The 22,055-nt window shown below is 38.8% G+C and carries 21 protein-coding genes and 2 other annotated features; all 21 genes read left to right on the top strand.

Features of this window, described 5'->3' with window-relative positions; genetic code table 11:
• Position 1: 1 nt before the first annotated feature.
• Positions 2–1,075: a DNA integrity scanning diadenylate cyclase DisA gene (gene disA / locus B5P42_RS29190; RefSeq protein WP_000392162.1), complete on the top strand. Its 1,074-nt coding sequence runs from the start codon at positions 2–4 to the stop codon at positions 1,073–1,075.
• Between the two features lie 160 nt (positions 1,076–1,235).
• Positions 1,236–2,339, top strand: coding sequence for a PIN/TRAM domain-containing protein (locus tag B5P42_RS29185; RefSeq protein ID WP_002063406.1), 1,104 nt, complete (start codon positions 1,236–1,238; stop codon positions 2,337–2,339).
• A 16-nt stretch (positions 2,340–2,355) separates the two neighbouring features.
• Positions 2,356–3,036, top strand: coding sequence for a 2-C-methyl-D-erythritol 4-phosphate cytidylyltransferase (gene ispD, locus B5P42_RS29180; protein WP_002009811.1), 681 nt, complete (start codon positions 2,356–2,358; stop codon positions 3,034–3,036).
• A gap of 113 nt (positions 3,037–3,149) precedes the next feature.
• On the top strand, positions 3,150–3,626 hold the full coding sequence (ispF, locus tag B5P42_RS29175) for a 2-C-methyl-D-erythritol 2,4-cyclodiphosphate synthase (protein ID WP_000488386.1): 477 nt from the start codon (positions 3,150–3,152) through the stop codon (positions 3,624–3,626).
• 89 nt (positions 3,627–3,715) lie between these two features.
• Positions 3,716–5,173 (top strand): glutamate--tRNA ligase, encoded by a 1,458-nt coding sequence (gltX, locus tag B5P42_RS29170; RefSeq protein ID WP_002091496.1) that lies wholly within the window; start codon positions 3,716–3,718, stop codon positions 5,171–5,173.
• A gap of 47 nt (positions 5,174–5,220) precedes the next feature.
• Positions 5,221–5,466, top strand: a binding site (T-box leader).
• A 137-nt stretch (positions 5,467–5,603) separates the two neighbouring features.
• Entirely contained in the window at positions 5,604–6,269 is a 666-nt protein-coding gene (cysE, locus tag B5P42_RS29165) for a serine O-acetyltransferase (RefSeq protein ID WP_002091498.1), read from the top strand.
• Positions 6,250–7,647 (top strand): cysteine--tRNA ligase, encoded by a 1,398-nt coding sequence (gene cysS, locus B5P42_RS29160; protein WP_113735879.1) that lies wholly within the window; start codon positions 6,250–6,252, stop codon positions 7,645–7,647. The genes cysE and cysS overlap by 20 nt, the downstream gene beginning before the upstream one ends.
• Before the next feature lie 2 nt (positions 7,648–7,649).
• Complete coding sequence (locus B5P42_RS29155; protein ID WP_002063411.1) at positions 7,650–8,057, top strand: Mini-ribonuclease 3; 408 nt, start codon at positions 7,650–7,652, stop codon at positions 8,055–8,057.
• Complete coding sequence (gene rlmB / locus B5P42_RS29150; protein WP_002091503.1) at positions 8,054–8,797, top strand: 23S rRNA (guanosine(2251)-2'-O)-methyltransferase RlmB; 744 nt, start codon at positions 8,054–8,056, stop codon at positions 8,795–8,797. The genes B5P42_RS29155 and rlmB overlap by 4 nt, the downstream gene beginning before the upstream one ends.
• Positions 8,798–8,800: 3 nt before the next feature.
• The gene (locus B5P42_RS29145) at positions 8,801–9,313 is read left to right on the top strand and encodes an NYN domain-containing protein (protein ID WP_002009801.1); all 513 of its coding nucleotides are present in this window, start codon (positions 8,801–8,803) and stop codon (positions 9,311–9,313) included.
• Between the two features lie 67 nt (positions 9,314–9,380).
• Positions 9,381–10,040, top strand: coding sequence for an RNA polymerase factor sigma-70 (locus B5P42_RS29140; RefSeq protein ID WP_002009799.1), 660 nt, complete (start codon positions 9,381–9,383; stop codon positions 10,038–10,040).
• A gap of 128 nt (positions 10,041–10,168) precedes the next feature.
• Positions 10,169–10,315 carry a 50S ribosomal protein L33 gene (gene rpmG / locus B5P42_RS29135; RefSeq protein ID WP_012260172.1) on the top strand — a complete coding sequence of 49 codons (147 nt, stop codon included), beginning with the start codon at positions 10,169–10,171 and terminating at the stop codon, positions 10,313–10,315.
• A 32-nt stretch (positions 10,316–10,347) separates the two neighbouring features.
• The gene (secE, locus tag B5P42_RS29130) at positions 10,348–10,527 is read left to right on the top strand and encodes a preprotein translocase subunit SecE (RefSeq protein WP_002009797.1); all 180 of its coding nucleotides are present in this window, start codon (positions 10,348–10,350) and stop codon (positions 10,525–10,527) included.
• Between the two features lie 131 nt (positions 10,528–10,658).
• Positions 10,659–11,192, top strand: coding sequence for a transcription termination/antitermination protein NusG (nusG, locus tag B5P42_RS29125; RefSeq protein WP_002009795.1), 534 nt, complete (start codon positions 10,659–10,661; stop codon positions 11,190–11,192).
• A gap of 168 nt (positions 11,193–11,360) precedes the next feature.
• Positions 11,361–11,786: a 50S ribosomal protein L11 gene (gene rplK, locus B5P42_RS29120; RefSeq protein ID WP_001085872.1), complete on the top strand. Its 426-nt coding sequence runs from the start codon at positions 11,361–11,363 to the stop codon at positions 11,784–11,786.
• 180 nt (positions 11,787–11,966) lie between these two features.
• Positions 11,967–12,659, top strand: a complete 693-nt coding sequence (gene rplA, locus B5P42_RS29115; protein ID WP_002009792.1) for a 50S ribosomal protein L1 — start codon at positions 11,967–11,969, stop codon at positions 12,657–12,659.
• 49 nt (positions 12,660–12,708) lie between these two features.
• Positions 12,709–12,854 (top strand) — a sequence feature (ribosomal protein L10 leader region).
• 39 nt (positions 12,855–12,893) lie between these two features.
• Complete coding sequence (gene rplJ, locus B5P42_RS29110; RefSeq protein ID WP_002009790.1) at positions 12,894–13,394, top strand: 50S ribosomal protein L10; 501 nt, start codon at positions 12,894–12,896, stop codon at positions 13,392–13,394.
• Positions 13,395–13,461: 67 nt separating this feature from the next.
• On the top strand, positions 13,462–13,821 hold the full coding sequence (gene rplL, locus B5P42_RS29105; RefSeq protein ID WP_002009788.1) for a 50S ribosomal protein L7/L12: 360 nt from the start codon (positions 13,462–13,464) through the stop codon (positions 13,819–13,821).
• Between the two features lie 76 nt (positions 13,822–13,897).
• Positions 13,898–14,497, top strand: coding sequence for a class I SAM-dependent methyltransferase (locus B5P42_RS29100; RefSeq protein WP_113735878.1), 600 nt, complete (start codon positions 13,898–13,900; stop codon positions 14,495–14,497).
• A 291-nt stretch (positions 14,498–14,788) separates the two neighbouring features.
• The gene (gene rpoB / locus B5P42_RS29095; RefSeq protein WP_002113316.1) at positions 14,789–18,322 is read left to right on the top strand and encodes a DNA-directed RNA polymerase subunit beta; all 3,534 of its coding nucleotides are present in this window, start codon (positions 14,789–14,791) and stop codon (positions 18,320–18,322) included.
• A gap of 37 nt (positions 18,323–18,359) precedes the next feature.
• Positions 18,360–21,971: a DNA-directed RNA polymerase subunit beta' gene (rpoC, locus tag B5P42_RS29090; RefSeq protein ID WP_002009783.1), complete on the top strand. Its 3,612-nt coding sequence runs from the start codon at positions 18,360–18,362 to the stop codon at positions 21,969–21,971.
• Positions 21,972–22,055 lie beyond the last annotated feature (84 nt).

Genomic DNA, 22,055 nt, shown 5'->3' with positions numbered 1-22,055 from the left:
TATGGAGGAAAACAAGCAACGTGTCAAAAGTATGATTAATATTCTACAGCTTGTTGCCCCAGGAACACCACTACGCGAAGGGATAGATAACGTACTTCGTGCGCAAACTGGAGGGCTAATTGTTCTTGGGTATAATGAGCAGATTAAAAGTATTGTTGATGGAGGATTTCACATTAATTGTGCATTCTCACCGGCTAGTTTATATGAATTAGCAAAAATGGATGGGGCACTTATTTTAAATGAAACTGGGAGCAAAATTTTAATTGCAAATGCACAATTAGTTCCAGATCCATCCATTGATTCTATTGAAACAGGTATGCGTCACCGAACGGCAGAGCGTGTAGCAAAGCAGACGGCTAGCCTTGTTGTGGCTATTTCACAAAGACGTAACGTAATTACACTATATCAAGGGAACTTACGTTATACACTAAAAGATATAGGTGTAATTTTAACAAAGGCAAACCAAGCTATTCAAACGTTAGAAAAATATAAAGCTGTATGGAATGATGGGATTACGAATTTGGGCATTCTAGAATTTGAAGAGGTCGTTACAATGTCCGAGGTAGTTCACGTTTTACATAGTGTTGAAATGGTACTGCGTATTAAAAATGAAATAGTGAGCTACATTCATGAGTTAGGAACGGAAGGAAGGTTAATTCGTTTACAACTTACAGAATTACTAGCTGACTTAGAAGCAGAGGCAGCGTTATTAATTAAGGATTATTATCAAGAAAAAACGCAGGATCACCATCAAATTTTGAAAAAGTTACAAGATCTTGCAAATACACAGCTTTTAGAGGATAGCGATTTAGTTAAATTGCTCGGCTATCCAGGACAAATGAGCTTAGAAGAAAGCGTGACACCGAGGGGATACCGAATCGCAAGCAAAATTTCTCGTGTTCCACCACTTATCATTGAAAATTTAATTAATCGATTTAAAACATTGCAAGGTGTTTGTCGTGCAACTATTAATGAATTGGATGATGTGGAAGGAATTGGGGAAGTTAGGGCGAAGAAAATACGAGAGGGCCTAAAAAGAATTCAAGAGCATCTCTATATGAGTAGACACAATTAAGAATATTACATTGATTCCATAATATAACGACACTAGAACATTTTTGTTATATGATATGGTATATTGGTAAATAAAACTATTTACAAAAAAACACATCCGCTTTTGCATTCGGCGTTTTGATTAGCAAAACAATGGTTAATAATGAGTAGGAGGTGGTTGGATGTTAAAAAGGATCGTACAGCTCTTCTTTTTAGTGATTGGGGGAGCGTTAGGGATTTTTCTAATCCCAAAAGTTATTAATGTATTGGACGTCGGTGCTGTTCCTTTGCTTGAGGGATCGTACGTTCGTGCAATTATTGGTGCAATTATTTTATTTTTAACAACATTTTGGCTTGTGGATTATATTGTTCAACTTATTAAACATATCGAAGAAGCCCTTGTAAAGGCACCGGTAGCGGATGTTTTATTTGGTACATTAGGGTTGATCTCTGGTCTTATTGTTGCATATTTAATTTTGATACCAATTCGTGAATTCACGATTCCAGTCATTAGTACAGTATTACAAGTGTTCTTTACTCTTTTACTTGGTTATTTAGGATTCCAAGTAGGATTTAAAAAGAGAAATGAATTGCTAGGATTATTTACATTACCCCAGCGTGGAGGTAAGAAGAAAAACAATAGCGAGAACGAAGAGGTAGAGGTAGAAAAATCTACAACTCATTGGAAAATTCTCGATACAAGTGTAATTATTGATGGACGTATTGCGGATATTTGCCAAACGAAGTTTTTAGAAGGAACAATTGTGATTCCACAATTCGTATTAGAAGAGCTTCAGCATATTGCCGATTCTTCTGATGCTTTAAAGCGTAATCGTGGTCGCAGAGGATTAGACATTTTAAATCGTATTCAAAAAGAGCTACCAATTCCGGTGGAAATTTATGAAGGCGATTTTGAGGATATCCAAGAGGTGGATAGCAAGCTTGTAAAGTTAGCTAAAATCACTGGTGGAACTGTTGTAACAAATGATTTCAACTTAAACAAAGTTTCTGAATTACAAGGAGTAACAGTATTAAACATTAACGATTTAGCAAATGCAATTAAACCAGTCGTACTCCCTGGCGAAGAATTAAGTGTTTATGTTGTGAAAGATGGTAAAGAACAAAATCAAGGTGTGGCATATTTAGATGATGGCACGATGATTGTAGTAGAAGACGGTAGAGAATATGTCGGTTCGCAACTTAATGTACTAGTTACAAGTGTGTTGCAAACATCGGCTGGTCGTATGATTTTCGCAAAACGTAAATTATTAGAAAAAGCATTATAAGTAGAGGATTATTAATATGTATACGTTAATTATTCCAGCAGCGGGTCAAGGGAAACGGATGGGTGCTGGCAAAAACAAGTTGTTCTTACTTATAAATGGAGTACCTATCATTGTGCATACATTACGTGCTTTTGAAAAAGATAAAGCATGTAAACGTATTATCATGGCAATTAACGAAGAGGAACGCCCTTATTTTGAGGAGTTAATGCAGAAGTACCCGGTTGAAAAGCAGGTGCAATTTATTCAAGGCGGGGCCGAAAGACAAGATAGTGTGTATAATGCGCTTCAGTATGTGAGTGGTGTTGAATATGTTCTCGTACACGATGGTGCGCGCCCGTTCGTAACGAATAAGATGATGCAAGATGTATTAACTGCAGCAGAGAAATATGGTGCTTCCATTTGTGCGGTGCCAGTGAAGGATACCATTAAGAAAGTAGAACAGGGTGTTGTTGTTGAAACGGTAGAACGTTCTCAGCTTAAAGCGGTTCAAACACCGCAAGGATTTTCTGTTCCTCTTTTATTAGAAGCTCATAGAAGTGCAAAGCAAAGTTGTTTTCTTGGTACAGATGATGCAAGTCTCGTAGAACGTGTAGGGAAGAAAGTAGGCGTAGTAGAGGGGAGTTACTATAATATTAAAGTGACGACTCCAGAGGATTTACTAATTGCTGAAAGTTTCCTTCATGTTCAGAAGAAATAGAAGTGATGGTATTATAGTAAAGAAAAGCTCGGCAGTTGCCGGGCTTTTCTTTATAGAGATAGCAATATAATATAGAATTCATAAAGTAGTTTAGATTGAGGAGGATGTAAAGAATGTTTCGAATTGGACAAGGTTTTGATGTACATGAATTTGCGGAAGGTAGACCGTTAATTATCGGCGGAATTACAATTCCTCATGAAAAAGGATTAATCGGTCACTCGGATGCAGATGTATTGTTACATACGATTGCTGACGCATGTCTAGGAGCAATTGCAGCAGGAGATATTGGAAAACATTTTCCCGATACAGATCCTGCCTTTAAAGATGCGGATTCAGCTGTATTGTTACAAAAGGTTTGGGAATTTGTGCGTGAACAAGGTTATGAGCTAGGGAACCTAGATTGTACAATTATTGCCCAAAAGCCAAAAATGGCACCGCATATTGAAAGCATGCGTAAACGCATTAGTGAACTATTAGAAACGTCTATTGATAATATTAATGTAAAGGCAACAACAACAGAAAAATTAGGATTTACAGGTAGAGAAGAAGGGATTGCTTCTCAAGCGGTTGTTTTATTACAGAAAAAATAGTGGTTTTTAATTCGTAAGATGGATAATCACGTTTTTTTGGTGTACAATTATAGAATGTGTTGACATTAAGATTGGAAGGTGTACCAACTATGGAAAAGCAAGTGAGAGTGCGCTATGCGCCAAGTCCAACAGGACACTTACATATCGGAAATGCGCGTACGGCATTATTTAATTATTTATTTGCTCGTCATCAAGATGGTAAGTTTATTATTCGTATTGAAGATACTGATGTGAAACGTAATGTTGCTGGTGGAGAAGAAAGCCAATTAAAATACTTGAAATGGCTCGGTATGGACTGGGATGAAGGTGTTGATGTTGGTGGTGAATTTGGACCATATCGTCAAACAGAGCGTTTAGATATTTATAAAAAATTATATAAAGATTTATTAGAGCGTGATTTAGCTTACAAATGTTATATGACAGAAGAAGAGCTAGAAGCAGAGCGTGAAGGTCAAATCGCTCGTGGTGAAACACCGCGTTATGCAGGAAACCACCGTGATTTAACTGAGGAGCAAATTAAAGGATTTGAGGCTGAAGGCCGTATTCCAAGTATTCGCTTCCGTGTGCCGGCTGATAGCGACTACACGTTTAAAGATCTCGTAAAAGATGAAGTTGCATTCCATTCAAATGATTTTGGTGATTTCGTTATCGTGAAAAAAGATGGAATTCCAACTTATAACTTTGCGGTAGCGGTAGATGATCACTTAATGGAGATTACACACGTACTTCGTGGTGATGATCATATTTCAAACACGCCAAAACAAATGATGATTTATGAAGCTTTCGGTTGGGATATCCCGAAGTTCGGTCATATGACTTTAATTGTAAACGAAAGCCGTAAAAAGCTAAGTAAGCGTGACGAATCTATTATTCAATTTATTGAGCAATATAAAGAGCTTGGATATCTTCCAGAAGCAATCTTTAACTTTATTGCATTACTAGGTTGGTCACCAGTAGGTGAAGAAGAAGTCTTCTCTCAAGATGAGTTTATCAAAATGTTTGATGCAGCTCGTTTATCAAAATCACCTGCATTATTTGATTCCCAAAAACTAAAATGGATGAACAACCAATATATGAAAAAACAAGATTTAGATACGGTTGTTGAACTAAGCTTACCGCATTTAGTGAAAGCGGGTCGCGTAGGTGAAAACTTAAGCGAACAAGAACAAGCGTGGGTTCGTGATGTAATTGCTTTATATCATGACCAAATGAGCTTTGGAGCTGAAATTGTAGAGCTTTCTGAAATGTTCTTTAAAGATCATGTTGATCATGAAGAAGAGGGACAAGAAGTATTGAAAGGTGAACAAGTACCTGAAGTACTTCGTGCATTTGCCGATCAATTAGAAGCTTTAGAAGCAATGGAGCCAGCGGCAGTTAAGGCGGCTATTAAAGCAGTTCAAAAAGAAACAGGACATAAAGGTAAAAACCTATTTATGCCAATCCGTGTTGCTACTACTGGACAAACACATGGTCCAGAGCTTCCTAACGCTATTGCTCTTCTTGGAAAAGAAAAAGTTTTAAATCGTATTCAAAAAGTAATTGGTTAACATTTTCTAGGTTTAGCAATATAATAAGTATATCTAAAATCTAATAAGGAAAAGCGACGAGAAGGAGAAGTAGAAAATCAGGCTTTTTACAGAGAGAACCACCCTTAGGCTGGAAGTGGTTTATAAGCGGATTTTTGAAATGCCCCTTCGAGTCTTCTGTTGAACAGCGAAGTATTTCGCGGAACGTCTTAGGGCGCAAAGTAAACAGAAGCGGTGTAAACCGTTATCATGGATGAGTTTGAGGCTTCTTTAGCCTAAACAGAGTGGAACCGCGCTTAAAAGGCGTCTCTGTCTATATGACAGAGGCGTCTTTTTTTTATACCATGTAAATGGTGTGAGTATAAGTTTTATCCCCTTGTATAGAGATTTAGGGGGAAGTGGGGAGTTAGTTCACTCGAAAAAAGCAGCCCATAAAGGGGAGGGAACATCGATGTTTAAGAGGCTTCGGGAAGATATTGAAGTCGTTTTTGAACAGGATCCAGCGGCAAGAAGTTATTTCGAAGTCATTTTAACTTACTCTGGATTACATGCAGTTTGGGCCCATCGAATTGCACATGCTTTTTATAAAAGGAATTTTTTCTTTATGGCACGTTGGATTTCGCAAGTTAGTCGTTTTTTTACTGGCATTGAGATTCATCCAGGAGCAACTATTGGTCGTCGCTTTTTCATTGATCATGGAATGGGGGTTGTAATTGGAGAAACGTGTGAAATTGGCGAAAACGTAACAATTTATCAAGGTGTCACATTAGGTGGTACAGGTAAAGAAAAAGGAAAGAGGCACCCTACAATTCAGGATAATGTATTAATTGCAACAGGTGCTAAAGTACTAGGTTCTATTACTATTGGAGAGAATTCTAAAATTGGAGCAGGATCTGTCGTGTTAAAGGAAGTTCCTGCGCATTCTACAGTTGTAGGTATACCTGGCCGAGTCGTTATTCAAAATGGAGTAAAGATTGGTCAAGAATTAAATCATTCTGATCTTCCGGATCCGATTTTTGATAAATTAAAGGTTATGGAAGTAGAACTTGATAAATTGAGAAAGCAACTCGAAGTAAAGGTAGGAAGGAAGGATAAAAATGACTATTCACATTTATAATACGTTAACGCGTCAAAAAGAAGAGTTTATGCCATTAGAGGAAAATGAGGTAAAGATGTATGTGTGCGGACCTACAGTGTATAACTACATTCACATTGGGAATGCAAGACCACCTATGGTGTTTGATACAGTACGCCGTTACTTAGAATATAAAGGATATGATGTGCAGTATGTATCTAACTTTACTGACGTGGATGATAAATTAATTAAGGCGGCAAACGAATTAGGTGAAGATGTGCCGACAATTGCAGATCGTTTTGTTGAAGCTTACTTTGAAGATGTAACGGCACTAGGTTGCAAACATGCAACGGTTCATCCACGTGTAACGGAAAATATGGATATCATTATTGAATTTATTCAAGAACTTGTGAATAAAGGGTATGCATATGAATCAGAAGGTGATGTGTACTTTAAAACGAAAGAATTCGAAGGTTACGGTAAATTATCACATCAACCGATTGCAGACTTACGTCACGGTGCACGTATTGAAGTAGGAGAAAAGAAACAAGACCCTCTTGATTTTGCTTTATGGAAAGCTGCGAAAGAAGGAGAAATCTTCTGGGAAAGCCCTTGGGGAAAAGGACGCCCAGGGTGGCATATTGAATGCTCAGCAATGGCGCGTAAATATTTAGGGGATACAATTGATATTCATGCTGGTGGTCAAGATTTAGCATTTCCTCATCATGAAAATGAAATTGCGCAGTCTGAGGCGTTGACAGGAAAAACATTTGCACGTTATTGGATGCATAACGGATATATTAATATTAATAACGAGAAGATGTCTAAGTCGCTTGGAAACTTCATTTTAGTTCACGATATCATTAAACAATATGATCCACAGTTAATCAGGTTCTTTATGCTATCGGTACATTACCGTCACCCAATTAACTTTAGCGAGGATTTATTGCAAAGTACTAATAATGGACTAGAAAGAATTAAAACAGCTTACGGTAACTTAAAGCATCGTATGGAAAGTAGTACGGATTTAACGGACCATAATGAAAAATGGTTAGCTGAAATGGAAAAGTTCCAGGTTGCATTCGAAGAAGCGATGGATGATGATTTCAATACGGCTAATGCGATTACTGAATTATATAACGTAGCAAATCACGCAAATCAATATTTGTTAGAAGAACATACTTCTAAAGTTGTAATTGAAGCGTATGTAAAACAACTTGAAACATTATTTAGTATTTTAGGATTAGAATTAGCGCAAGAAGAGTTGCTTGATGAAGAAATTGAAGCACTAATCCAAAAGCGTATTGAAGCTCGTCAAAATCGTGACTTCGCACTATCTGATCAAATTCGCGATGATTTAAAAGGACGTAATATTATTTTAGAAGATACCGCTCAAGGTACAAGATGGAAAAGAGGATAAGAATGATTGATGCAAAGCAATTAAACAGCTTAGCTTTAGCATATATGGGTGATGCGGTATATGAGCAATATATCCGCTATCACCTCCTTCAAAAGGGGAAAGTTCGCCCTAATCAATTACATCGCTTAGGGACGAGCTTTGTTTCGGCAAAAGCACAGGCGAAAGTTGTTTATCATTTATTAGAAACGGCATTTTTGACAGAAGAGGAAGAGGCGGTATTAAGAAGAGGGCGTAATGCGAATTCGGGTACTGTTCCAAAAAATACAGATGTACAAACATATCGACACAGTACAGCCTTTGAAGCGCTAATCGGTTATCATCACTTGTTGAATAATCGTGAAAGATTGGACGAGATTGTATATAAGGCGATTGACGTTTTGGAAGAAAAGGAAGGGAGCACATCATCATGAGTAGTGAATATATTATCGGACGTAACCCTGTAATTGAAGCTTTAAGAGCGGGGCGAGATATTAATAAAATTTTGGTAGCGGAAGGTGCTGCCAAAGGACAAGTGCAAATTGTACTAGCATTAGCAAAAGAGAATAAGGTTATTTTGCAACACGCACCAAAGAAGAAATTAGATCAATTGGTTGAGGGTAATCATCAAGGTGTAATTGCTCAAGTAGCTGCATATCAATATGCTGAGTTAGAGGATTTGTTTAAATTAGCAGAAAAACGCAATGAAGATCCGTTCTTCTTAATTTTAGATGAAATTGAAGACCCACATAACTTAGGCTCTATTATGCGTACTGCGGATGCAACAGGGGCTCATGGGGTTATTATTCCAAAAAGAAGAGCGGTGGGGCTTACAGCGTCAGTTGCGAAAGCGTCGACTGGGGCAATTGAATATATTCCTGTTGCACGTGTAACAAATTTATCGCGTACAATTGATGAATTAAAAGAACGTGGACTTTGGATTGCTGGTACAGATGCCAAAGGGAAAACAGATTACCGTAATTTAGATGGTAATATGCCAATCGGACTAGTAATTGGTAGTGAAGGAAAAGGTATGAGTCGTATTATTGGTGAAAAGTGTGATTTCCTAATTACTTTACCGATGGTCGGTAAAGTTACATCCTTAAATGCTTCAGTAGCCGCAAGTTTGTTAATGTATGAGGTATATCGTAAACGTCACGAAATTGGTAAATAAAAAATGAACGATATTTTAATCGTTGACGGTTACAACATTATCGGGGCTTGGGGAGACTTGAAGAAACTGCGGGATGTAGATTTACAGTCATCAAGAGACGCACTTATTGATAAGATGGCGGATTATCAAGGCTATACAGGCACAAAGGTAATGATTGTCTTTGATGCCTATACAGTCTATGGTATTGAAAAAAAGATGAAACAATCACGGGTGGAAGTAATATTCACGAGAAAAAATCAAACTGCAGATGAAAAGATAGAACAACTTGCGATTGAGCTTAGAAATATAAATACACAAATATACGTTGCAACTTCGGATTATACGGAGCAATGGATTATATTTGCGCAAGGTGCACTTCGAAAATCTGCGCGTGAATTAGAGTTAGAAGTGCAAGCGATGGAACAACAAGTAAGAAGGTGTACAAAAGACACGAAAGAAAAGCAACCCGCCATGCGAAAGATATTTAGTGAAGATATTACAGAAAAATTAGAAAAATTAAGAAGAGGAGAGCGTTGAAGCATTGACGCTCTTTATCTTTTTACTGTATAATATTGCTAAATATATAGCGGTCGGAGGGATCAGGGTGGAAGCAGGCTTCGTAAGTGTAGGCGACGTTACATTTCGTGATTTAGAGGATGAGGCAATCGTTGAGTTAGTTCGAAAAGGTAATACTGACGCTCTAGAATATTTAATTCACAAATATAAGAACTTTGTTCGCGCGAAATCAAGATCTTATTTCTTAGTGGGTGCCGATCGAGAAGATATTGTTCAAGAAGGCATGATTGGATTGTTTAAAGCTATTCGTGATTATAAAGGGGACAAGCTGTCTTCGTTCAAAGCATTTGCTGAACTGTGTATCACTCGACAAATTATTACCGCTATTAAAACAGCAACAAGGCAAAAACATATTCCGTTAAATTCGTATGTGTCTTTAGACAAGCCAATTTACGATGAGGAATCTGATCGAACATTATTAGATGTTATTTCGGAATCGAAAGTAACTGATCCAGAAGAGATGATTATAAGTCAGGAAGAATATACAGACATAGAATCTAAAATATCTGAATTATTAAGCGATTTAGAAAGAAAAGTGCTCTCTTTATACTTAGATGGTCGTTCCTATCAAGAAATTTCAGAACAGTTAAACAGGCACGTGAAATCTATTGATAACGCATTGCAGCGTGTAAAAAGGAAATTAGAAAGATATATGGAGATGAGAGAGAGCACAACTTTAAATTCATAGCAAGTGCCGCAGGTGTAAAATAATTCACCTGTTTTCTTTTTGTTAAGAGAGTGAAAGTCATGACATTGACATTGTCTTTTGTTGTATGATACATTTTTAGGGACAATGTTACAAGGTTGGTGTAACTAATGAGGAAAAAAGTTGTACTCTCATGTGAAGAGTGTAAAAATCGAAACTACTCTACGATGAAAGATACGAGCTCAGTAGAGCGACTTGAGATAAAGAAGTTTTGTAAAACATGCAATAAGCATACAGTTCACAAAGAAACAAAATAAATAATTGAAATAATAAACTGGAGGTCCCGTAGATGCGTTTAACGAACTTTTTCGGCGATGTAGGTCGCGAAATGAAAAAAGTAAGTTGGCCTAAAAAAGATGAATTACTCCGATCAACAACGACTGTTATCGCGACAGTTGTGTTCTTTGCGATTTTCTTCGCAGTGGTTGATATGGGCATTTCTTCTTTAATTCGGTTAATTCTTGGTTAATTCTTGAATAAGAAGCACTTATCCATGATATAATGTTATTTATAAGAACTGTGTAAAAGCCCGGTGAACGGGTTTTTTCATTTGCGCAAAAAAATGTACGTCAGGGAGGGAAGGACGCTCGTCCTAAATGAATGGAAAAAAGTTGGTATGTTGTCCATACTTATTCTGGATATGAAAATAAAGTAAAAGCAAACCTAGAGAAACGTGTAGAATCAATGGGTATGCAAGATAAAATTTTCCGTGTTGTTGTCCCGGAAGAAGTAGAAGTAGAAATGAAAAATGGTAAAGAAAAGATAACGAAAAGAAAAGTGTTCCCAGGTTACGTATTAGTAGAACTAATCATGACTGATGATTCTTGGTATGTTGTTCGTAATACGCCAGGTGTAACAGGCTTTGTCGGTTCTTCTGGTTCAGGATCTAAACCATCGCCTCTATTAGAAGAGGAAGTTGTTACCATCATGAAGCATATGGGAATGGACAATGAAGTGGTTGATTTCGAATTTGAACTTCATGAAACAGTGCGTGTAAATGAGGGGCCATTCGCGGATTATACAGGTGCGATTGAAGAAATTGATGTGGAAAAGAAAAAAGTTAGCGTGCTTGTAGACATGTTCGGTCGCGAGACTCCGGTTGAACTTGATTTCCATCAAATTGAAAAATTATAAAATGAAACTTGAAATGAATTGTAAAAAGTGATAATATCTTTTAAGTCAGTACGTCTTCGGTAACGGAGACGTTTTTTGAAAAAGATTTTATCATTATGATAAAATATGAAGTGGGAGGGCAAATCACTGCCCAATTGACCACATCACGGACTTAAGGAGGTGTGTCTCGTGGCTAAAAAGGTAATTAAAATGGTAAAACTTCAGATTCCTGCAGGTAAAGCTAATCCAGCTCCGCCGGTTGGTCCAGCATTAGGACAAGCAGGTGTTAACATCATGGGCTTCTGTAAAGAGTTTAACGCTCGTACAGCTGATCAAGCTGGTCTTATCATCCCTGTTGAAATTACGGTATTTGAAGACCGTTCATTCACTTTCATTACTAAAACTCCTCCTGCTGCTGTTCTTCTTAAGAAAGTAGCTGGTATTGAGTCTGGTTCTGGTGAACCAAACCGTAATAAAGTGGCAACTGTTAAGCGTGATAAAGTACGCGAAATCGCTGAAACTAAAATGCCTGACCTAAACGCTGCTAGCGTAGAAGCTGCAATGCGTATGGTTGAAGGTACTGCGCGCAGTATGGGCATCGTTATCGAAGACTAATTCGATTTGTTTTTTGTAAAAAAGGTTGCGGGTCTGGAATTCCAATTCGCAACCTTTATTATCGTAAATGATCATCATTTTTAAATAAATGGATGGGCGCACATCCTCGGGGGTTCCCGGAATGAAGGCGTAAACGTGGGAGGTTATTCCGCTAAAACCACATTCAAGGAGGAAACAAACATGGCTAAAAGAGGTAAAAAGTACGTTGAAGCTGCGAAGCTTGTTGATCGTGCATCTGCTTACTCTGCAACAGAAGCAGTAGAATTAGTAAAGAAAACAAACACAGCTAAATTTGATGCAACTGTAGAAGCTGCATTCCGTTTAGGTGTTGACCCTAAGAAAGCTGACCAACAAATTCGTGGTGCAGTTGTTCTTCCACACGGTACTGGTAAAGTACAACGTGTATTAGTATTCGCTAAAGGCGAAAAAGCAAAAGAAGCTGAAGCTGCTGGCGCTGAATTCGTAGGCGATGCTGATTACATCGGTAAAATCCAAAAAGGTTGGTTTGATTTCGATGTAGTAGTAGCAACTCCTGACATGATGGGTGAAGTTGGTAAACTTGGTCGTGTATTAGGACCTAAAGGTTTAATGCCAAACCCTAAAACTGGAACAGTTACTTTCGATGTAACTAAAGCTGTTAACGAAATCAAAGCTGGTAAAGTTGAATACCGCGTTGATAAAGCTGGTAACATCCACGTTCCAATCGGTAAAGTATCTTTCGAAGATGCTAAATTAGTAGAAAACTTCAAAACAATTGCTGACACGCTACAAAAAGCTAAGCCAGCTGCTGCAAAAGGTACTTACATGAAGAACGCAACTGTTGCTTCTACAATGGGACCTGGCGTACGCGTAGACGTTTCTACACTTGCGTAAAAATTGGAAGTTGACTTCATAAAGAAGTTTTAATATAATCATTTATGTTGTGAATTTTAATAGTGTACCGTAGACAGTAGGAGTCGATTCGACTTAATTTCCTACCTAGGTGTTAATATACGAAGCGGAATCTTTTTTCTGTGACTATATGCCTCCATGTCTACAAGTTGGGCATGGAGGTTTTTAGTGCACTTTCGGTACATCTTCTATATAATCTACAGGAGGTGTAATAACATGAGCAAAGTAATCGAAACTAAACAACAAGTTGTAACTGAAATCGCTGAAAAACTTCGCGCGAGTAAATCTACAATTGTTGTTGACTACCGTGGTTTAACAGTTTCTGAAGCAACAGAATTACGTAAAAACTTACGTGAAGCTGGCGTTGAGTTCAAAGTTTACAAAAACTCTTTAACTCGTCGTGCTGCAGAGTCTGCTGAAATGGCTGAGTTAAACGAATTCTTAACAGGACCAAACGCAATCGCGTTCAGTAACGAGGATGTAGTTGCTCCTGCGAAAGTATTAAACGACTTCGCTAAAAATCATGAAGCTTTAGAAATTAAAGCGGGCGTAATCGAAGGTAAACTTGTAACACTTGATGAGGTTAAAGCTATCGCTACTCTTCCATCACGTGAAGGCTTACTTTCTATGCTTCTTAGCGTTCTTCAAGCTCCAATCCGTAACCTTGCACTTGCTACTAAAGCAGTTGCAGATCAAAAGGAAGAGCAAGGCGCTTAATTTTTTAAAAGATAATTACTTGTTATCTATAAAACAATACAAACCTATTTAAGGGAGGATATTTACAATGACTAAAGAACAAATCATTGAAGCAGTTAAATCTATGACTGTATTAGAACTTAACGACTTAGTAAAAGCTATCGAGGAAGAATTCGGCGTAACTGCTGCTGCTCCTGTAGCTGTAGCTGGTGGCGCTGGTGAAGCTGCTGCTGAGCAAACTGAATTTGACGTAGTACTTGCAAGTGCTGGCGCTCAAAAAATCAAAGTTATCAAAGCTGTACGTGAAATCACTGGTCTTGGCTTAAAAGAAGCTAAAGAATTAGTTGACAACACTCCAAAAGCAATCAAAGAAGGCGTTACTAAAGAGGAAGCTGAAGAAATGAAAGCTAAACTTGAAGAAGTTGGCGCTGCTGTAGAAGTTAAGTAATTAACTTTTGGTGCTTTAAAAAAAGCTCGCTCTTATGCGAGCTTTTTTTTTAACTGTAAAGAAAAGAGGTGGCCATATGGCAGACCATTATTTTTCTAACGACCCTTCTAGTAAAAGTGATCGTAAACGATGGGAAGTTACACTTCGTGAATCTCGATTTACTTTTTTATCTGACCATGGGGTGTTCTCGAAAAACGAAGTGGACTTTGGTTCTCGTCTTTTAATTGAAGCGTTTCAAATGCCAGATGTTAAAGGTAATGTGTTAGACGTAGGATGTGGGTACGGTCCAATCGGTTTGTCGTTAGCGAAAGAGTTTCAAAATCGTGAAATTCACATGGTGGATGTGAATGAAAGGGCCTTGGGACTTGCAAAAGAAAATGCCGCTAATAACAGAATTGAAAATATACGTATTTTGCAAAGTAGTGTCTATGAAAATGTAGATGGCAGGTATGCTGTTATTCTATCTAATCCTCCAATTCGTGCTGGTAAAGATATCGTGCATGAGATTTTAGAAAAGGCTGTGGAGTATTTAGTTTCAGGTGGAGAATTGTGGATTGTTATTCAAAAGAAACAAGGTGCGCCATCTGCGATGAAAAAACTAGAAGAAGTATTTTCTGAAGTTGAAGTTGTAGAAAAGAAAAAAGGATATTATATCATAAAATCAAAAAAGCGTTGACGGTTATTTTTGGCTATGTTAACATTATACAATGCCAATATATGATTTTCTGCGTTGAGAAAGATGTATATTTTTGCTTCTCTTGGAAAAGATAGTAAAATCAGCAGATTATGAAACAGAATGATGGTTTTCTTATAGAAGCCATTTTTCTTTTTTGAGCAGGTAGAAAGACTCAACGTATCTATCTTTAAGAGAAAAAAACTACGCTAATAGCAGTAGTTGTATTTATTTGTGATTTTGCACAAATTTTTTTGTGCATTTATAATACTCATGATTTGAGGGGTGAAGCAGTTGACAGGTCAACTAGTTCAATACGGACGCCACCGCCAACGAAGAAGTTATGCCCGTATTAGTGAAGTATTAGAGTTACCAAATCTTATCGAAATTCAAACCTCTTCTTATCAGTGGTTTCTTGATGAGGGTTTGCGAGAAATGTTCCAAGACATTTCTCCGATCGAAGACTTTACGGGAAATCTATCGCTTGAATTTATCGACTACAGCTTGGGTGAACCTAAATACTCTGTAGAAGAATGCAAAGAGCGTGATGTGACGTATGCAGCACCACTTCGTGTAAAAGTGCGTCTAATCAACAAGGAAACTGGTGAAGTAAAAGAACAAGATGTGTTCATGGGAGATTTCCCACTCATGACAGAGACTGGAACATTCGTAATTAACGGTGCAGAACGTGTTATCGTTTCCCAGTTAGTTCGCTCTCCAAGCGTATACTATAGTGGCAAAGTGGATAAAAACGGAAAACGTGGTTTTACTGCTACTGTAATTCCAAACCGCGGAGCTTGGTTAGAGTATGAAACAGATGCTAAGGATGTTGTATATGTGCGTATTGACCGTACGCGTAAACTTCCTGTAACTGTTTTGTTACGCGCATTAGGGTTTGGCTCTGATCAAGAAATCACCGAGCTTTTAGGTGATAACGAATACTTAAGCAATACGTTAGAAAAAGACAACACAGATAGCACTGAGAAGGCATTGCTTGAAATTTATGAGCGTCTACGCCCTGGTGAACCACCAACAGTAGAAAATGCAAAGAGCTTACTTGTGTCTCGTTTCTTTGATCCGAAGCGCTACGATTTAGCAAATGTAGGTCGCTATAAGATCAACAAAAAGCTACACATTAAAAACAGATTGTTTAACCAACGTTTAGCTGAAACACTGGTGGATCCAGAAACTGGTGAAATTTTAGCGGCAGAAGGAACAGTCTTAGATCGTCGTACACTGGATCGCATTCTACCTTACTTAGAGAAAAACATTGGATTCAAAACAGCGAAACCAATGGGTGGAGTGGTAGCAGGCGATGTTGAGCTGCAATCTATTAAGATTTATGCTCCAGAATCAGAAGGCGAACGATCTATAAACGTAATTGGGAATGCAAATATTACTCGTGATATAAAACACATCACACCAGGTGATATTCTTGCTTCTATTAGCTACTTCTTTAACTTGCTATATAAAGTAGGGGATACAGATGATATTGACCACTTAGGAAATCGTCGTCTGCGTTCTGTAGGAGAGTTACTACAAAACCAATTCCGTATCGGTCTTTCTCGTATGGAACGTGTTGTTCGTGAGAGAATGTCGATTCAAGATACAAATGCAATTACACCACAAGCGTTAATTAACATTCGCCCGGTTATTGCATCTATTAAAGAGTTCTTCGGAAGTTCTCAGTTATCTCAGTTCATGGATCAAACAAACCCATTAGCAGAGTTAACTCACAAACGAAGACTATCTGCATTAGGACCCGGTGGTTTAACGCGTGAGCGCGCAGGCTTTGAAGTACGTGACGTTCACTACTCTCACTATGGTCGTATGTGTCCAATTGAAACACCAGAGGGACCAAACATCGGTTTGATTAACTCATTATCTTCGTTTGCGAAAGTAAATGAGTTTGGTTTCATTGAAACGCCATACCGTCGTGTTGACCCAGAAACTGGTCTTGTAACAGGGCAGGTTGATTATTTAACAGCAGATGAAGAAGATAACTATGTTGTAGCCCAAGCGAATATGAAATTATCTGAAGTAGGGGAATTCCTTGATGAAGATATCGTAGCTCGTTTCCGTGGTGAAAACATTGTCACAAATAAAGAACGCATCGACTACATGGATGTATCTCCAAAACAAGTAGTGTCGGCAGCGACAGCTTGTATTCCGTTCTTAGAAAACGATGACTCTAACCGCGCACTTATGGGAGCGAACATGCAACGTCAGGCGGTTCCGTTAATAAATCCGGAATCTCCGATTGTAGGTACAGGTATGGAGTACGTATCAGCAAAAGACTCAGGTGCTGCAGTAATCTGTAAACAGCCTGGTGTTGTTGAGCGCGTAGAAGCACGTGAAGTTTGGGTACGTCGCTATGTAGACGTTGACGGTCAAACAGTAAAAGGCGACTTAGATCGCTACAAAATGCAAAAATTCATTCGTTCTAACCAAGGAACTTGCTACAACCAACGTCCAATCGTAAGTGTTGGAGACCAAGTTGTAAAAGGTGAAATCCTTGCGGATGGTCCTTCTATGGAACTAGGTGAACTGGCGCTTGGACGTAACGTGCTTGTTGGCTTTATGACATGGGACGGTTATAACTATGAGGATGCGATCATCATGAGTGAGCGCCTTGTAAAAGATGATGTGTACACTTCTATCCATATTGAAGAATATGAATCAGAAGCTCGTGATACGAAGCTTGGACCAGAAGAAATTACACGTGATATCCCGAATGTTGGAGAAGATGCACTTCGTAATCTTGACGAGCGCGGTATTATTCGCGTCGGTGCTGAAGTAAAAGATGGAGATCTACTTGTTGGTAAAGTAACGCCAAAAGGTGTAACAGAATTAACGGCAGAAGAACGTCTATTACATGCAATCTTCGGTGAAAAAGCACGTGAAGTACGTGATACATCACTACGTGTACCACACGGTGGTGGCGGTATTATCTTAGACGTAAAAGTGTTTAACCGTGAAGATGGCGATGAATTGCCACCAGGCGTGAATCAACTTGTACGTGCATATATCGTTCAAAAGCGTAAAATTTCTGAAGGTGACAAAATGGCCGGTCGTCATGGTAACAAAGGTGTTATCTCCCGTATTTTACCGGAAGAAGATATGCCTTACTTACCAGATGGTACGCCAATCGATATCATGTTAAACCCATTAGGGGTACCATCTCGTATGAATATCGGTCAGGTATTAGAGCTTCATCTTGGTATGGCAGCACGATACCTTGGTATTCACATTGCAACACCGGTATTCGATGGTGCTCGTGAGGAAGATGTATGGGGCACAATTGAAGAAGCTGGTATGGCAAATGACGCGAAAACAATCCTGTATGACGGACGTACTGGTGAGCCATTCGATAACCGTGTATCTGTTGGTGTCATGTATATGATCAAACTTGCGCACATGGTTGACGATAAACTTCATGCTCGTTCTACTGGACCATACTCACTTGTAACGCAGCAACCTCTTGGAGGTAAAGCTCAGTTCGGTGGACAGCGTTTCGGTGAGATGGAGGTTTGGGCACTTGAAGCTTATGGTGCTGCTTATACTCTTCAAGAAATCTTAACAGTGAAGTCTGATGATGTTATTGGACGTGTTAAGACGTATGAAGCAATTGTTAAAGGTGAAAATGTTCCAGAACCAGGCGTTCCTGAATCATTCAAAGTATTGATTAAAGAACTGCAAAGTTTAGGTATGGACGTTAAAATGATGTCTATCAACGATACAGAAATTGAAATGCGTGATACGGAAGATGACGATGATCATCAATCAGCAGATAAATTGAATGTTGAAGTTGAGACAACTAAGGAATAATTGGGATAACCTGTAGACTAAAAGGGAGGTAGGCCCCTTGATAGATGTAAATAACTTTGAATATATGAAGATTGGACTTGCTTCACCTGACAAGATTCGTTCTTGGTCATACGGTGAAGTTAAGAAACCAGAAACAATTAACTATCGTACGTTAAAGCCTGAAAAAGATGGCTTGTTCTGTGAGCGTATTTTCGGACCACAAAAGGACTGGGAATGTCATTGCGGGAAATATAAACGTGTACGTTATAAAGGTGTAGTTTGTGATCGATGTGGCGTTGAAGTAACGCGTGCAAAAGTTCGTCGTGAACGTATGGGTCATATCGAATTAGCTGCTCCTGTATCTCATATTTGGTATTTCAAAGGTATCCCGAGCCGCATGGGACTTGTCTTAGACATGTCCCCTCGCGCGCTTGAAGAAGTAATTTATTTCGCTTCTTATGTTGTAACAGAAAGTGGAGATACACCACTTGATAAGAAGCAATTACTTTCTGAAAAAGAATACCGTGCATATCGTGATCGATATGGCAGTACATTCCATGCTGCTATGGGTGCAGAAGCGATTAAAAAATTACTGCAAGACATCGATTTAGATAAAGAAGTAGACTTCTTAAAAGAAGAATTAAAAACAGCACAAGGACAACGCCGTACTCGTGCTATTAAACGTCTAGAAGTATTAGAAGCATTCCGTAACTCTGGAAATCACCCATCTTGGATGATCTTAGAGGTTCTTCCAGTTATCCCACCAGAACTACGCCCGATGGTACAGTTAGATGGTGGACGTTTTGCTACTTCTGACTTAAACGACTTATATCGTCGTGTAATTAACCGTAACAACCGTTTAAAACGTCTATTGGACTTAGGTGCACCAAGCATTATCGTTCAAAACGAAAAACGTATGTTACAAGAAGCTGTAGACGCATTAATCGATAATGGTCGCCGTGGCCGTCCAGTTACTGGACCAGGTAACCGTCCATTAAAATCACTATCTCACATGCTTAAAGGTAAACAAGGACGTTTCCGTCAAAACTTATTAGGTAAACGTGTTGACTACTCTGGCCGTTCTGTAATCGTCGTAGGACCGAACTTAAAGATGTACCAATGTGGATTGCCGAAAGAAATGGCACTTGAATTGTTTAAACCTTTCGTTATGAAAGAGTTAGTTGGAAAAGGATTAGCACACAACATTAAGAGTGCTAAACGTAAAATCGAGCGTGTACACCCTGAAGTTTGGGACGTTTTAGAATCTGTGATCAAAGAGCATCCAGTGCTTCTAAACCGCGCACCAACACTTCACCGTCTTGGTATCCAGGCGTTTGAACCTACACTAGTAGAAGGTCGTGCAATCCGTCTTCACCCACTTGTATGTACTGCATACAACGCGGACTTTGACGGTGACCAAATGGCGGTTCACGTTCCGTTATCATCAGAGGCACAAGCAGAAGCTCGTATCCTTATGTTAGCGGCACAAAACATCTTGAATCCAAAAGACGGAAAACCAGTTGTTACTCCATCTCAGGATATGGTATTAGGTAACTATTACTTAACACTTGAGCGCGAGGGTGCAATCGGTGAAGGTATGGTCTTCAAAGATGCAAACGAAGCAATACTTGCATACCAAAATGGATATGTACATCTGCACACACGTGTTGCAGTTGCTGCGAGTTCGGTAAATAATGTAACGTTTACTGAAGAGCAAAAGAGTAAGCTTCTATTAACAACAGTTGGTAAATTAATATTTAACGAAATCTTACCAGAGTCGTTCCCTTATATTAATGAACCAACAAACTCAAACCTTGAAAAAGAAACACCAGCGGAATATTTCGTTGAAAAAGGTGCGAACATTAAAGAAATTATTGCTAGTCGCGAAGAAGTGGCACCATTTAGCAAGAAAATCCTTGGTAATATTATTGCGGAAGTATTCAAACGTTTCCAAATTACAGAAACGTCTCGCATGCTTGACCGTATGAAAAACTTAGGATTTAAATACTCTACAAAAGCTGGTATTACAGTTGGGGTATCAGATATTCTTGTATTAGGTGAAAAAGATGAAATTCTCCATGAAGCACAAGCAAAAGTAGATAATGTAATTAAACAATTCCGTCGCGGTTTAATCACGGAAGAAGAACGTTACGATCGCGTTATCTCTATTTGGAGTAATGCAAAAGATGTTATCCAAGGAAAGCTGATGAAATCCTTGAATAAACGCAACCCAATCTTCATGATGAGTGATTCCGGTGCCCGTGGTAATGCATCGAACTTTACTCAGCTTGCTGGTATGCGTGGTCTGATGGCCAATCCATCTGGTCGTATCATTGAGCTTCCGATCAAATCGAGTTTCCGTGAAGGTTTAACAGTACTTGAGTACTTCATCTCTACGCATGGTGCGCGTAAAGGTCTTGCCGATACAGCACTTAAAACTGCTGATTCTGGTTACTTAACACGTCGTCTTGTAGACGTTGCACAAGATGTAATTGTTCGTCAAGATGATTGTGGAACAGATCGCGGTTTACTAATTGGTGCGATTAAAGAGGGTAATGAAGTTATTGAGTCACTATATGATCGTCTTGTTGGACGTTTTGCAAGAAAAACTGTAAAACATCCTGAAACAGGTGAAGTATTAGTTGTTGAAAATCAATTAATTACTGAAGATATTGCTCATATCGTTGAAAAGTCGGGTGTTGAAACTGTAAACATTCGTTCAGCGTTTACGTGTAATACTCGCCATGGTGTATGTAAGAAGTGTTACGGTCGTAACTTAGCAACTGGTACAGACGTAGAAGTAGGAGAAGCGGTAGGTATTATCGCAGCTCAATCTATCGGTGAGCCAGGTACACAGTTAACGATGCGTACGTTCCATACAGGTGGGGTTGCCGGGGATGATATCACACAAGGTTTACCTCGTATCCAAGAGATCTTCGAAGCTCGTAATCCGAAGGGTCAGGCAGTTATCAGTGAAATTGACGGTGTTATCGCAGCGATCAACGATGTTAAAGATCGCCAAGAAGTAGTTGTACAGGGTGAAGTTGAAGCTCGTACGTATGCTATTCCTTACGGTGCTCGTCTGAAAGTAACTCTAGGACAGCCAATTAGCCACGGTAAAGAGTTAACAGAAGGTTCTATTGATCCGAAGGAATTACTAAAAGTAACGGACATTACAGCAGTTCAAGAATACTTATTACGTGAAGTTCAAAAAGTATACCGTATGCAAGGGGTAGAAATTGGTGACAAACACGTAGAAGTAATGGTACGTCAAATGCTACGTAAAGTTCGTGTAAGTGATGCGGGTGAAACAGATGTATTACCAGGAACATTACTAGATATCCATCAGTTTACTGATGCGAATGCGAAGGTGTTACTGAAAGGTAAACAACCAGCAACGGCTAGACCGGTTCTACTTGGTATTACAAAAGCTTCACTTGAGACAGATTCGTTCTTATCTGCAGCGTCATTCCAAGAAACAACTCGTGTTCTAACAGATGCAGCAATTAAGGGTAAACGCGATGAGCTTCTAGGATTGAAAGAGAATGTTATTATCGGTAAGCTTGTTCCTGCTGGAACAGGTATGAATCGTTATCGCAAAGTGGATCTTGTAAAAACAACACAAGATAACATGAATGTAGAAAACGATGAAGTTTATGTGGAACAGTAAAATTTTCCGTCGTAAATTTTGTATAAAAACAGCTGATCCTAGTTGACATTGTATGAGACAAAATGTTACTATAATCAAGGTTGC

Source organism: Bacillus sp. SRB_331 (assembly GCF_003264175.1).
In the GTDB taxonomy this organism is placed as follows: domain Bacteria; phylum Bacillota; class Bacilli; order Bacillales; family Bacillaceae_G; genus Bacillus_A; species Bacillus_A mycoides.
The sequence above is the reverse complement of the archived record's forward strand: the minus strand, read 5'-3'. Positions and strand labels throughout refer to the sequence as shown.

What these genes read in the sequence shown, in the direction of transcription:
- disA (WP_000392162.1), top strand. Translation starts at nt 2, where the DNA reads ATGGAGGAAAACAAGCAACGTGTCAAAAGTATGATTAATATTCTACAG.
- B5P42_RS29185 (WP_002063406.1), top strand. Translation starts at nt 1,236, where the DNA reads ATGTTAAAAAGGATCGTACAGCTCTTCTTTTTAGTGATTGGGGGAGCG.
- ispD (WP_002009811.1), top strand. Translation starts at nt 2,356, where the DNA reads ATGTATACGTTAATTATTCCAGCAGCGGGTCAAGGGAAACGGATGGGT.
- ispF (WP_000488386.1), top strand. Translation starts at nt 3,150, where the DNA reads ATGTTTCGAATTGGACAAGGTTTTGATGTACATGAATTTGCGGAAGGT.
- gltX (WP_002091496.1), top strand. Translation starts at nt 3,716, where the DNA reads ATGGAAAAGCAAGTGAGAGTGCGCTATGCGCCAAGTCCAACAGGACAC.
- cysE (WP_002091498.1), top strand. Translation starts at nt 5,604, where the DNA reads ATGTTTAAGAGGCTTCGGGAAGATATTGAAGTCGTTTTTGAACAGGAT.
- cysS (WP_113735879.1), top strand. Translation starts at nt 6,250, where the DNA reads ATGACTATTCACATTTATAATACGTTAACGCGTCAAAAAGAAGAGTTT.
- B5P42_RS29155 (WP_002063411.1), top strand. Translation starts at nt 7,650, where the DNA reads ATGATTGATGCAAAGCAATTAAACAGCTTAGCTTTAGCATATATGGGT.
- rlmB (WP_002091503.1), top strand. Translation starts at nt 8,054, where the DNA reads ATGAGTAGTGAATATATTATCGGACGTAACCCTGTAATTGAAGCTTTA.
- B5P42_RS29145 (WP_002009801.1), top strand. Translation starts at nt 8,801, where the DNA reads ATGAACGATATTTTAATCGTTGACGGTTACAACATTATCGGGGCTTGG.
- rpmG (WP_012260172.1), top strand. Translation starts at nt 10,169, where the DNA reads ATGAGGAAAAAAGTTGTACTCTCATGTGAAGAGTGTAAAAATCGAAAC.
- secE (WP_002009797.1), top strand. Translation starts at nt 10,348, where the DNA reads ATGCGTTTAACGAACTTTTTCGGCGATGTAGGTCGCGAAATGAAAAAA.
- nusG (WP_002009795.1), top strand. Translation starts at nt 10,659, where the DNA reads ATGGAAAAAAGTTGGTATGTTGTCCATACTTATTCTGGATATGAAAAT.
- rplA (WP_002009792.1), top strand. Translation starts at nt 11,967, where the DNA reads ATGGCTAAAAGAGGTAAAAAGTACGTTGAAGCTGCGAAGCTTGTTGAT.
- rplJ (WP_002009790.1), top strand. Translation starts at nt 12,894, where the DNA reads ATGAGCAAAGTAATCGAAACTAAACAACAAGTTGTAACTGAAATCGCT.
- rplL (WP_002009788.1), top strand. Translation starts at nt 13,462, where the DNA reads ATGACTAAAGAACAAATCATTGAAGCAGTTAAATCTATGACTGTATTA.
- B5P42_RS29100 (WP_113735878.1), top strand. Translation starts at nt 13,898, where the DNA reads ATGGCAGACCATTATTTTTCTAACGACCCTTCTAGTAAAAGTGATCGT.